The organism is Myxococcales bacterium, assembly GCA_016703425.1.
Classification (GTDB): Bacteria; Myxococcota_A; Polyangia; order Polyangiales; family Polyangiaceae; genus JADJCA01.
The window spans coordinates 441,016-453,233 of the sequence record JADJCA010000001.1; the positions used below are offsets into that span (position 1 = coordinate 441,016).

Below are 12,218 nucleotides of genomic sequence, written 5' to 3' on the forward strand. Positions count from 1 at the left end.
CTCAGGACGGCTCTTTGAGATCGGCAGCTACGGCGAGCACGACGGACGCCGCTAGCGCGGCCCTTTCGCGGTACGCGTCGTGCTCGACTCCGATCACGAGCTCACCAACGGCGCCGTCACGGAGTCGTTGCGCGACCGCCGGTGACAACGCGAACTTCAGGTAGATGACGGCAGACGCCCGGTCTTCGAGGAGGCGGTCCTTCGCCACAACGCCCACAAATCGCTCGCCGCCGCACTCGACATAGAAGGAGCTCTCGATGCCGCGGGCGCGCACAAGGAACGCCTCGCGCTCCTCCTTGTCGTGAATCTCGATGAGCGCCGTGACCGACAGCTCGCCCTCGCGCGGCACAAGCTCGTTGTAGGTCTCGAGCTCGTGGAGGACGGCGCCTTCGCGGGTGATGCGCTCGGTGCGGACCATCTCTTGAATCTGGAGCAGCACCGAGTCGTGGGTCTCGAAGACGGCGCTGATGCGCGCGCCGATGGAAAACCTTCGCGCCTTCTTCTCTTCAATCACGCGCGCCCGAAAGGCAGGACGAATCGGCTCGTATTCTCCGATGCCGAGGATCTCCGCTCGTTCGACAAGCTTCATGCTGCACCTCGCTTCAAGAACACCGTGGGGAACACGCCTGGAAGACCGGCGGGGGGCTTCAGTGAACGCCGACGGCGATGCCATAGGCTTCTGCCAGCGACTCGATAGGGTGGACGGGCTTGACGCCGTTTTCCTTGGCAAGGCGCTGCCCGGCGAGCTGGCAGTCGGTGACGACGACCTTCGCCTCGGCGTTGGTGACGCCACGCACCAGGCGGCCCGCGTAGCGGCGACCCTCTTCGTAGTACTGCGCCTTCATGCCCCACGTGCCGTCCACGGCGGAGCATTGCTCGATGATCTCGACCTCCGTGTCGGGCAAGAGCCCGAGCACGCGCGCCGGGTACGCCGATCTTCTGTGCGCGGAGGTGACAAGGCGCGTGATACGCGACCTTGCCGAGGCCACCGGTAAAGTCCTTGTTGAGCTTCTTCTGCTTCCGAAGGTCGTCCAGGAACTCCATGAGGTCCATGGTGGCGAGCGCGACTTCTTGCGCGTCTTTGGTCCCAAGAAGCTCGGGGTATTCCTTCTTCAGCATGTAGCTGCAGGTCGGCTGCGTGACGACGACCTTGCGGCCCTGACGCACCTCGGGAAGCAGCGCGGCGACGTTCGCCTTCGCTTTGGCGACGGCGCCCTCGACGTCGCCGCCGTCGACGTTCGGCATGCCGCAACACTCCTGCCGCGGTCGAACGACCGCGAAGCCGTTCTTCTCAAGCACGCGCACGGCGTTGGCCGGGACGGCGGGGAAGTTGTAGTCACCGAGGCATGTCGCGAAGAGCGCCACGGTCCCTTCACGGCCCGCTCCGTCGACCGGCGTGTGGTGCCGGAGCCACTTCTCAAAGGGCTCCACGGCGAAGGGCGGAAGGGGGAACTCCGCGGAGATGCCGGCCGTCGCCTCCATGACTTTGCGGACGAGGCGGCTCTGATGCACCAGGTTCGTAGGCCCGGCGAAGAAGCCGCTCACGAGGCTCCCAAGGAGGCCCGGCTCGCCGAGCGCACGGTCTTGGATCGGAATCCCGTTCCGGCGAGAGCGCTGCGCCTTCTCGCGCGCCAAGACCCGCGGCACGTCCACTTGCCACGCGTGGCCTTCGTCGACCGTGTACGGGCACTTGATGTAGCAAAGCTTGCACTGCCAGCAGTGGTCGGTGGCGCTCGCGAAGTCCTTGTCGTCGAGGAGCTCGGCGCCCTCCGCCCCACGCTTCTCGATGTCGCGATCGATGCGCGCGAAGATGTCGGGAAAGGAGCCGCAGTAGTTCACGCACATGCGGCAGTTGTGGCAAATCTCGAGGACGCGCCGCATCTCGACGGTGAGGTCGGCCGCGTCCCAATAGCGGTCCTCGCTCGGCGAGCGGACCGGGGGCGCATGCGGCATCGGGTCGATCTTTGACATCAGGTCCTCGTCCACTCGTCGAACATTGGCGGCGCCTCTCCCAACGCCGCCTTTGGTGGGTGGAGACCGCGGGGCCCCGCCCGCGAGCGGGAGCCCCTGATCTCGCGCCGGACTCAGCCCTTGAGGCTGTCGAGCATCTTGGTGAAGCGCCCCGCGTGGCTCTTCTCGGCCTTGGCGAGCGTCTCGAACCACTCGGCGATGTCGTCGAAGCCCTCTTCGCGCGCGGCCTTCGCCATGCTCGGGTACATGGTCTCGTACTCGTGGGTTTCGCCGGCGATGGACGCCTTCAGGTTCAGCTCGGTGCTGCCGATGGGGAGGCCCGTCGCGGGGTCGCCCGCTTGCTTCAGGTAATCGAGGTGCCCGTGGGCGTGCCCCGTCTCACCATCGGCCGTCTCCTTGAAGTTGCCGGCGACCTCGGGGAGGCCCTCGATGTCGGCAACCTTTGCGAAGTACATGTAACGGCGGTTCGCCTGGCTCTCGCCGGCGAAGGCGTCTTTGAGGTTCTGGTGGGTCTTGGTTCCTGCAAGCTTCGGCATGACGGTGTCCCTTTCTTCTACGCTGTCGCTAGTCACGTTTTCAGGAGTCAGTGCGCGCGGTCGCCGGCGGCGCGGTCTTGGCACTCACGGCAGACGCCGCGGTAGAGCGTTTCGACCGCGGCGACCTGAAAGCCGTGGGCCGCGAGCGCGTCCTGGCGGTCCGGCAGAACCTCACCGCGGTCTAGCAAGGGCAGGTCGAGGATGCTCTCGCACACGCTGCAGATGGCGTGCTCGTGGGGCGCGGTGTTGGGGTCGAATCGAGACGCGGTGCCGACGCGCAACAGGCCGGCTGTGCCAGCGCTCGAGAGCGCGTCGAGTGTGTTGTAGACGGTAGCGAAGCTCAGGCCCGGATGCGCGTCGCGCAGGCGCTCGTAGATCGACTGAGCCGTCGGGTGGGATGCGTCGTCGGCGAACAGCTCAACGATGGCGCGACGCTGCGCGGTGATCTTGAAGCCTGCCGCCCGCAGGCCCTCAAGCATGCGAAGCGAAGCGGGGCTCTTCTCGGGCAACACGCGGTCACCTTAGTGAGAATGATTCTAAATGACAAGGCCCGCGTGCGCGCCAGCCGCCAGCTCAGGGCTTCGGGCGGCGGCCGCCAAGGACCGCGAGCTTCAGGTACGAGAGCTGACTCGCCGCGGCTTGCTTCACGACGTCGAGCTTGCTCGTATCACGCCCCTTCGGTTCGCTCTTGAGCTCGCCGGCCTCGTAGAGCGTGCGGGTCTTGGCGCGCTGGAGCTTGCCGCTGGAGGTCTTGGGCAGGGTCCCCGCAGGCAAGGCGACGACGTCGTCAAGCGTGAGGCCGAGGCCTTCTTGGACCGCGCGGCGGACGGCTTGGCCAATCTCGGCGGCGCGCGCGAGATCTTCCGGCGCTTGCACCTCGAAGGCCAGCGCGACGCGCTCCCGATCACGTTCGTTGCCGCTCGGGTCGCGAGCGCCGAAAGCCACGACGTTGCCCTTTCGAACGCCGGCGATCTTCGACGCCTCCCACTCCATGTCTTGCGGGTAGTAGTTGCGTCCGTTGACGATGACGACCTCTTTGGAGCGACCGCAGATGAAGACACGACCGTCGTGGAGGAAGCCGAGATCGCCGGTGCGCAGGTAGTCGCCGGCGAAGCTCTCGCGCGTGCGCTCGTTGTCGTCCCAGTACGACTTCATGACGCTCGGACCCTTGATGCGTAGCTCTCCAACCTCTGCCGGGGAAAAGGGGAGCGCCGCTCGTCTCGTCCTCGAGCGCGAAGACGGCGATGGAGTGGTCGGGGAAGTTTGGACCGCACGAGACAAGACGGACAGCTTGCTCGGCGTCCTCGGGCACCGTCTTCACGACGCCGTCGGCCCACAACGTCGGGCCGTCGACGGACAGCGTCTTCATACCCTCTCCAAGCTCCGTGAAGGCGATGGCGAGCGACGACTCGGCCATGCCGTAGGATGGCAGGAACGCCTCCTTCTTGAAGCCCACCTTGCCAAAGGCGGTGACGAACGCCTCGAGCGTTTCAGGACGAATCGGCTCGGCGCCGCAGCCGGCGACGCGCCAGTTTGAGAGGTCGATGCCGTCGAGATCCTTCTCGCGAATGCGCTTCACACAGAGGGCGTAGGCAAAGTTGGGCGCGTACGCGATGGAGCCCTTGTGACGCGACATCGTCTGAAGCCACGTGACGGGACGCTTCAAGAAGAGCAGCGGCGGCTGGTACACGACGGGCGTCGCCGTCGTCAGCGGGGCGAGCACGAAGCCGATGAGTCCCATGTCGTGGTAAAGCGGCAGCCACGAGATGGCGACGTCGTCGGGGTTGATGCGCAGACCGTCGTGCATGATGCATTGAATGTTGGCGGCGAGGTTCCCGTAGGTGAGGGCGACGCCCTTCGGGCGAGACGTCGAGCCACTCGTGAACTGCAAGAACGCCATGTCGTCCATGGTGATCTTCTCCGGCCGAAGCGCCTCCATCGACTCGCGGATGGCCTCGATGGCGACCACCTGCTCGAGCGCCGGGCAGGCGGCCTGCACAGTGCCAAGCATGCGCTTGATGCGCGTCTCGGTGATGAGGGCGCGCGCGCCGCTCTTGGCGACGATGTGGCGGGTGTTGTCGAGGTAAGTCTGGAACTGGCCGAGGCCGAAGGGCGGGTAGATGGGGACCGGCACGAGACCCGCGCGCAGGGCGCCAAAGAAGCAGAGGATGAAGTCCTCGTTGGCCGGCAGGATCAGCGCGACGCGATCACCCTTCTTTAGGCCGAGCGCCTGGAAGGCGCCGCCATAGCGGCCGCTGGCGCGCTCGATGGCGGTAAACGAGAACGAGGTCTCGCTGGTGCCCTCAGCACCGGGGGTGCCGGGAACGCCGGTCTCCGGGACGAAGCGAAAGCCTCGCGACGGGTCCGCCTTTGCGGCGTCTTCGATGGCCTGAACCAGAGTGCGCGCTGCCATGGATTCGGCTCCTTACCAGAGGCCCCGGGCGTCCAGAAGCGGTTTGGCGCAAACGTGGAGCCTGGGCCGCCGTGTACTCAAGCCGGAGGCGGCGCTTGCGGGTGGCCGGCGGTGAGGGCGGAGCCAGCGCGCTCGCGTCATTCCGTTCCCCTGGCCACGGACACCCGATTTCGTCCGTGGCCAGGGCTGGGTTGGAGAAATGGCCACGAAATCGTCGCTTGCCCTTGGCCGAGCACGTGCAACAGCACGGGCCATGCGGCCCCCCCCGTCAGCGTCGATTCGCTCGCTTGTGGCATTCCTGGCGCTCGCACTTGGCGGGGCGTCCATCGCGTGCGGCACGTCCGCCCCAGCCGAATACGGCGAGACCGACGACGAACTCCGGGTAGGTCCCCCCAACGCTCGTGCTGACGCAGACGCCGAGGGCCGTGCGTCGGTGCGAGCCGGCGTTCTCACGCTCTCCTTCGAGGGCCCTTTGGCGAAGGAGGTCGTCGACGGGGAGCCCGCCCTTACGCTCCGCGGAAAGGCGAGTCGAAACCTATCGTCGCTCCTGTCGTTCGTGCCCGACGACGCTTTCGGAAAGGCAACTCTGACGGGCCCGCGGACCTTCGAGATTCGGCTCCAGGGTGGTCACGAAATCAACACCATCCTCTCGGGCATGCCGCTGCGGCTCGCGGTTCAAACGACGAGCGGGGCCGCAAAGGTCTACGAGGCGGCTCTCTATCTGGGCGGGCACTTCGAGTCCTCGCCGACGCCCCTTCGCGTCGACGGCTCCATCGACGCTGTTTGGTCCGGCGTGGCAAGCGATCCGCTGCGGTACCGCACGCGCGTGGTCGCTGCTCGAACGCCAGCGAGCCTCTCGGTGGTAGGCGTCGGCGGTGCCGCCACGACACTTCAGCGCTCACCGCGCGTCTTTGACGTGGACTTCGGCTTCGATCAGCTCCCGCTCGTCGCGCCCGCGGCAGCAACCTTCACGGCAGCGTTCGCCCACGCCGCACCGCTCACCGCCACAGCGACGATGGACCTCAGGCTTCGCGCGGTGGCCCTGACGACGGGCGAGCTCGACACCGCGTTCCCGGAGAAGTGCGAGGCCACCGTTCGCCGATGCCTCGCACGGAAGGGCGCCGCGACGGACCTCGGCGAATGCGGCAGCTATCGCGCCGTCAAGCGCTGCAAATACGAGCCGCCGCCTCCCGATCCGGGGGACGCGGCTGTGGCAGCGCGCATCGCCGCCGCCGTCGGAACAGCGACCGGCGTCGCCTTCAATCCCGCGGTCCTCTCGACGCGCGTCGACGGCCAGCGCACGGTCGTTCAGGTGTCCGTGGGCAATGGCGCGGCGGAATTTGCGCTCGGCGCCGCCGTGGAGCTGATCGCCATCACCGATCGGCCCCGTTTCACCGATGAGTGGACGGTGAATCGCTTCGAGCGCCAGCTCGGCGGACTCGGGCTCGCTGGCGGCCGCATCAAAGCCCACGGCTCGCCAAACGGCATGGCACCGGTCTGGCAGCTTGTGGTCGACAACGTCGCGGGCCGGTCGACGGTTGCCATACAGGCCACCAGCGAGTCGACGTCGGTGCGCATCCCGTGGGCCTACGATGAAGGCGCCTTCCGCCAATTGGCCCCGGCGCTCGTCGTCGAATCAGCCTTGGGTCTCGCGGCGCAAGCGGGCCTGTGGGCCGAGCTCGAGGTCTATCTGCGCTCCGTGGAGCGCTTCGCAAGCGCGTCGGGCCTCGAGGCGATGACGCCTTCCACCTCGCCGGTGGGCTTCGACCCGTCGACAGAAGTGCAGCTAGGCGCCTCAAGCATCTGGGGCGACAACGCGTTCTACGTGACCATGAATCGCGCCACCGGTGCGGTGCGCGTCGACAACTTCAACTGATGTCCAGGCGCCCAAGCGCCGGGGACAACGTAGGCAAAGGGCCGAGCGCCTTCCGGCGGGGCGTCGCGACCCTCTTTACAGGGCTCGGTTTTCCTTGGGATACTTCCGCCATGGGTCTCATCGACAACGACGAAGCAGCTCGCCGTTTGGCGCGCGCCATTGCCAGCGACATCTCCCTCTACAACGAGGAGAAGATCGTCAACGGCATCACCAACGACAACCTCTTCACGTCGTTGGCCGAAGAGATCGAGGAGGGCCGGGCTCTCTTCAAGAAGCGCGTCTCGCCGGAGCTCTACCCGAAGAACTATTACGACCGCGCGCTCATCGACATTGTGATCAAGAACAAGGGTCACATCAAGTCGAAGCTCTGGTAGCCGGGGCGTTGCTTCGGCAGGCTCGGGGCTGACGTGTCCTCCGAGCCGTTTGACCTCCTCGTGCCGCGCGCCGAAAAGGGCAAGCGGCTCGATCAGTTTCTGGTGGGCGCGCTCGCCGGCGCGACCCCTGCGCCCTCGCGCGCCACGGTCCAACGGTGGATCCAAGAGGGCCTCGTACTCGTCCGCGGGCAGACGGCCACGAGCGCGAACGTCCGCGTGGCCGAGGGTGACCGCGTGGTCGCCACGCCCGGCCCAGAGCCGCGCTCGGCGGCGGTCCCCGACGCCGAGGTCGTCTTCGAGGTTCTGCACGAGGACGCGTCGCTCTTGGTCGTGTGGAAGCCTGCGGGCCTGGTCGTGCACCCGGCCCGTGGGCATGAGAGCGGGACGCTCGTAAACGGGCTCTTGGCCCGCGGGTATTTTCGCGGCGACATCGCCGATGAGCGCGACCGCGAAGGGCACCTTCGGCCCGGCATCGTGCACCGGCTCGACGCGGGGACCGCAGGCGTGATGGTCGTGGCGCGAACGGCGACGGCGCGGGAAGCGCTCAAGGCGCAGTTCCAGGCCCACTCCATCGACCGGGTGTACGAAGCGCTGACGCTCGGCGTCGCCGAGGCGAAGACGCACTCGACCCTTCACGGGCGGCACCCCACCGATCGAAAGCGCTTCACGACTCGCGTGCGCGAGGGAAAGCGCGCCGTCACGCACGTCGAAGTGGTCGAGCGGCTAGGGGAGTTGGCGACCCACGTACGCTGCCGTCTCGAGACGGGGCGCACGCACCAGATTCGCGTCCACCTCGCGGAGGCCGGGACGCCCATCGTCGGCGATCCCCTGTACGGCAAGCGCGCCGGTCATCGCAGCAGCGAGGTGGCACGCGTCGGCGAAGCGCTGGGCCATCAAGCGCTCGTCGCGCGGGTCTTGGGCTTTGACCATCCCAAGAGCGGCAAGCGCGTGCGCTTCGAGGCACCGTTGCCTGAAGACTTCCTCCAAGCCCTCGCGGCCCTCCGGAGCCTCAGCTCCCCTTGAGCAGCTTCGGGTAGCGACGCTTCAGGACCGACAGGGCGATGAAGCCGACCAGGACTGCGAACCAAAGCGTCGAGAAGCGCACGAGGATCATGGACGCCGTGCTCGCAGGTCCGGGAACCTTGCCGAGCTCCATGAGCTGCCCCTGAAGGGCGCTCTCGGTCACACCAAGGCCACCGGGCACCGGCACGAGGGCGCCGGCGAGCGTGCTCGTCGCGTAGAAGAACGTGGAGAGCGGGATCGACACGTTGGCGCCAAAACCGCGAAGGATCACGTAGAGCGACATGCACTCGAGAAACCACGCGACGACCGAGAGCACCGTGGGCCACAAAAGGTTTCGCGGCGCCACCAAGACGGCGAGGCTCTCGTAGGCGTCGTGCAGCTTGGGGCCGAGCTTCGCGAAGGGGCCCGGCAACTTCTCCACGATGCCGATGATCGTGAGCGAGATGGAGCGCGACGCCACGATGACGAGCAACGTCAAGACGAGGACCGAGCCAACCCCAGCCCAGACGAGGCCGCCGGAGAAACCGAGCGAGCCGACGACGATGAGCGCGATGATGCCGATGAGATCGGTGACGCGCTCGGCGACGACGATGGGCGCGGTCTTGGCGACCGGCACCCCGTGGGTCTCGAGGAGGACGAGTGACTTGAAGACCTCGCCGACTTTGCCCGGCGTCACCGTGAGCACAAAGCCAGAGAGGAACGTGAGGAAGCTGTCGCTTGCCGTGATGGCGCGCTCGCCGTCGGCCTTTCGCAAGAGGCCGAGCCGCGCGAGGTAGAACTCCCACTTGAAGAAGCGAAGGACGTAGTTGCCGAAGGCCAGCGCGCAGCCGAGCACGAAGGTGCTCCATGCGTAGTCGCGGAGGCGCTCGCCGATCTCACCGACGCCTCGGTAGATGGCGAAGGCGCCGTAGACCAGGACGAAGAGGATCATCACGACCAACACCTTGCGCAGCGGAACGCCGGCGGGCTTGGGTGAGGTGGTGGACCCGCTGGTGGGCGGAACGTCACTCATCGCTTTGACCTTCGCGCACGAAGGATGCGCGGCACGAACATGGAGAACACGAGGGCGACGCCGAGCACCGCCGCGGCGGCGAAGAACCACGGCGGCGCTTCCCAAAGACCGCGCCGGAGGCCGGGTTCGGGGCGCTTGACGATGACGGTGTTGGCCTCTTGCACAGGTTGCCTCGCGACGGAGCCGACGCTCCTCGGCGCTCTTCTCGCGCGTCGTGCCAAGACTCTCTCGGCGCCGCAAGGCCTGATTGCCGCGCCCTTCACCGCAATGGGGGCGACAAGACGCGGTCGAGATCGACGTCGGGTCGCGCAGAGGCCCCGGCAACCTGGTACCTTGGGACGCCGTGTCCCACGAAGCGCCCGTCGATTCTCCAAAGGCTCCCTCCGACATCGAACTCCTGGACCGCGCGGCCTCCGCGTGTCGTCGGTTGAAGGAGGCCGTCTCCGCCAAGGTCGTGGGGCAAGAGCAGGTCATCGACTTGATGCTCATCGCGCTCTTGGCCCGGGGGCACGCGCTGCTCGTGGGCGTGCCGGGACTCGCGAAGACGCTCCTCGTGGCCTCGCTGGCGGAGGCGCTCGACCTCGGCTTCGGACGCGTGCAGTTCACACCGGACCTCTTGCCGGCAGACATCACCGGGACCGACGTGCTCCAGGAGGACGAAGACGATCGCGGCAGCGTGCGAAGGCGCCTCCGGTTCTTGCCGGGCCCCATCTTTCACAACCTCGTCTTGGCCGACGAGATCAACCGAACGCCGCCGAAGACGCAGGCCGCCCTGCTTCAGGCTATGCAGGAGCGACGCGTGACCGTCGGCACCACGACGCACACCTTGCCCGATCCTTTTCAGGTCTTCGCGACGCGAAACCCCATCGAACAAGAGGGCACGTATCCGCTCCCCGAGGCGCAGCTCGACCGCTTCCTCCTCGAGATCCACATCGACTACCCGTCGGAGCACGAGGAGCGCGAGATCGCCCGCCGCACCACGAGCGCCGACGTGCCGTCGGTGCCGCGCGTGCTCCGCGCCGACGAGGTGCGCGCCCTTCAGGGCCTCGTGCCGCGCATGCCGGTGACCGACGCGGCGGTGGCGCACGCCGTCGCGCTGGGCCGTGCCACGCGGCCCAGCGGCGGCTCCCAAGGGCAGGGCGCCGTCCCCCGCGAGGTGACCGAATACGTGCGCTTCGGCGCCGGCCCTCGCGGCTCGCAGGCCCTCATCTTCGCGGCCAAGGCCCGCGCGGCGATCCGAGGGCAAGCGGCCGCCGACGTCGAAGACGTTCGCGCTGTGGCCGTCGCCGTCCTTCGCCACCGCCTCGTCTTGAGCTATCGGGCGGAGGCCGAGGGCGTCCGCGATCTCGACATCGTGCAGCGCGTTGTGGCCTCCGTCGCCACGTGAGCGCGTGTCGGGTGGAGGGGCCCGTTTCCGAATAAATTGGCCCTCAGCCTCAAAAGGCTGAAAAATGCATGCATCCATGGCCGAACGAGGACCAACGGGCGGGCCTGGCGACGAACGTGGCGCCAAAGGTGGCTCCGCGAAGAAGGAGCCGAAGGATCCGAAGGAGCCCAAGGCGGAGCCCGTCCCGGCCGCCGCCACATCCTCCAAGAAGCTCGACGCAGAGGAGAGCCTCTCGGAGCGCGTCCCGTCGATTCCGCCGATTCCAGCGGCCGGGCCGTGGCGCAGCTACAAGGAGATCGTCTCGCAGCTCGCGGCTCGTGTCGTCGAAGCGCAGCGCCCCGTGCGGATCCTCCAGTCGATTCGCTGGGACGGGCAGGTCGAAGAGCAGTTCTGGAAGAGCAAGTGCAAGGAGCTCCCGAAGGTCGACGCGGCGTATTACCAGACCGTCGACCTCGGCTTCGACCCGAAGGCCAAAGCCGAGGAGTTCGAGGAGATCGCCCGTGACGTGGAGCAGGGCATCGGCGACGGCGACGCCATCGGCGGGATCCTGCGCACGACGGCGCTCGAGTACCGCGACGTGGTGCGCATGCTCGCGGCCCGCGGGACGCCGACGTTCTACGCCTACGCGCGGAAGCTCTATGGCTCACCGAAGGACAAGTTCCCGGACGGCAAGAGCACCGTTCGCGATCTGGGCCACGTGCTCTACGGCATTCTCACCAACGCCGACGAGAGCGTCCTGGGCCCGGCGCAGGAACGCACGCTGGGCGCGACCGAGTGCGCCGACGAGCTGAACGAGCGCTTCGGCCGCTATTTCGCCGACACGGAAGTGCGCGTCCACGTCGACGACTCGCTCTTGGCCGACGCGGCCGCCGGCAGCGACTACGTCAAGATCCGAAGCGGCGCGAAATTCTCGATGCGCGACATCGACATCCTCGAGGTGCACGAGGGTTGGGTTCACGTGGCGACGTCGCTCAACGGGCAGGCGCAGCCGGTCGCCAAGTGGCTCGCGAAGGGGCCACCGCGAACGACGGCGGTTCAAGAAGGGCTGGCGGCGCTCCTCGAGATCTTCACGTTCCGGACGTACCCGAGGCGCGCACGGCGACTCAACGATCGCGTCATTGCCGTCGACAAGGCGGAGGATGGCGCGAGCTTCTTGGAGGTCTTCGAGTGGTTTCGCACCGAGGGCTACGAGGAAGAGGAGTGTTTCCACAGCGCCCGGCGCATCTTCCGCGGCGGCGTCGTGGAAGGTGGCGCGCCCTTCACGAAGGACGCTTCGTACTGCCGCGGCGTGGTCTTGAACTACGCGTTCATCCGCAGCGCCATCCAGCACAACCGCGCCGAGCTGATTCCGTACCTCTTCATCGGCAAGGTCGCCCACGAAGACGTGCCGGTGCTCTACGCGCGGGTGAACGAAGGCGTCGTGAAGCCGCCGAGGTACCTCCCGAGCATGTTCCGGGACCTGAACGGCCTCGCCATCTGGATGGCGTATTCGAGCTTCTTCTCGCAGCTCGGCGGCGACGCCGTCGCGGACTACTACGGGAAGCTCTTCGAGCGAACGTGAGGGCGGGGGGGGGGAACGCTCCTCGACTCGGGTCGGTTAGCCCGTCTGGCGCTGCCTATGCCGCA

10 protein-coding genes and 2 pseudogenes are annotated in these 12,218 nt (G+C 67.2%); 5 read left to right on the top strand and 7 right to left on the bottom strand.

All coding sequences use genetic code 11. From position 1 onward, the window contains the following. Nucleotide 1: 1 nt before the first annotated feature. From IPG50_01865 to IPG50_01885, 5 genes and pseudogenes are all read right to left on the bottom strand, one after another. Nucleotides 2–589 (bottom strand): DUF3501 family protein, encoded by a 588-nt coding sequence (locus IPG50_01865; GenBank protein ID MBK6690948.1) that lies wholly within the window; start codon nt 587–589, stop codon nt 2–4. 58 nt (nt 590–647) lie between these two features. Continuing rightward, nucleotides 648–1,971 (bottom strand): annotated as a pseudogene (locus IPG50_01870) (4Fe-4S dicluster domain-containing protein). Nucleotides 1,972–2,084: 113 nt separating this feature from the next. Beyond that, nucleotides 2,085–2,507 carry a rubrerythrin gene (locus IPG50_01875; GenBank protein ID MBK6690949.1) on the bottom strand — a complete coding sequence of 141 codons (423 nt, stop codon included), beginning with the start codon at nt 2,505–2,507 and terminating at the stop codon, nt 2,085–2,087. Nucleotides 2,508–2,554: 47 nt separating this feature from the next. After that, nucleotides 2,555–2,986, bottom strand: a complete 432-nt coding sequence (locus IPG50_01880; protein MBK6690950.1) for a transcriptional repressor — start codon at nt 2,984–2,986, stop codon at nt 2,555–2,557. Nucleotides 2,987–3,080: 94 nt separating this feature from the next. Beyond that, nucleotides 3,081–4,920 (bottom strand): annotated as a pseudogene (locus tag IPG50_01885) (fatty acyl-AMP ligase). Between the two features lie 253 nt (nt 4,921–5,173). Here IPG50_01885 and IPG50_01890 point away from each other — a divergent pair. The 3 genes from IPG50_01890 (at nt 5,174) to IPG50_01900 (ending at nt 8,193) form a co-directional block, all read left to right on the top strand. Then, a complete protein-coding gene (locus IPG50_01890; GenBank protein MBK6690951.1) occupies nt 5,174–6,796 on the top strand; it encodes a hypothetical protein in 1,623 nt (540 codons plus the stop codon). Nucleotides 6,797–6,906: 110 nt separating this feature from the next. Then, a complete protein-coding gene (locus tag IPG50_01895; GenBank protein MBK6690952.1) occupies nt 6,907–7,170 on the top strand; it encodes a hypothetical protein in 264 nt (87 codons plus the stop codon). A gap of 33 nt (nt 7,171–7,203) precedes the next feature. Continuing rightward, nucleotides 7,204–8,193, top strand: a complete 990-nt coding sequence (locus IPG50_01900; GenBank protein MBK6690953.1) for an RluA family pseudouridine synthase — start codon at nt 7,204–7,206, stop codon at nt 8,191–8,193. Here the strand turns inward: IPG50_01900 and IPG50_01905 are convergent. Both IPG50_01905 and IPG50_01910 read right to left on the bottom strand, forming a co-directional pair. Next, nucleotides 8,180–9,205 (bottom strand): flippase-like domain-containing protein, encoded by a 1,026-nt coding sequence (locus IPG50_01905; GenBank protein ID MBK6690954.1) that lies wholly within the window; start codon nt 9,203–9,205, stop codon nt 8,180–8,182. The genes IPG50_01900 and IPG50_01905 overlap by 14 nt on opposite strands. Further along, the gene (locus IPG50_01910; GenBank protein MBK6690955.1) at nt 9,202–9,369 is read right to left on the bottom strand and encodes a hypothetical protein; all 168 of its coding nucleotides are present in this window, start codon (nt 9,367–9,369) and stop codon (nt 9,202–9,204) included. The genes IPG50_01905 and IPG50_01910 overlap by 4 nt, the downstream gene beginning before the upstream one ends. A gap of 161 nt (nt 9,370–9,530) precedes the next feature. Between IPG50_01910 and IPG50_01915 the strand changes: the two genes are divergently transcribed. Together IPG50_01915 and IPG50_01920 are read left to right on the top strand one after the other, a co-directional pair. Then, on the top strand, nt 9,531–10,592 hold the full coding sequence (locus IPG50_01915; GenBank protein ID MBK6690956.1) for a MoxR family ATPase: 1,062 nt from the start codon (nt 9,531–9,533) through the stop codon (nt 10,590–10,592). Between the two features lie 64 nt (nt 10,593–10,656). Next, on the top strand, nt 10,657–12,153 hold the full coding sequence (locus IPG50_01920) for a flavohemoglobin expression-modulating QEGLA motif protein (protein ID MBK6690957.1): 1,497 nt from the start codon (nt 10,657–10,659) through the stop codon (nt 12,151–12,153). Nucleotides 12,154–12,218: the final 65 nt, after the last annotated feature.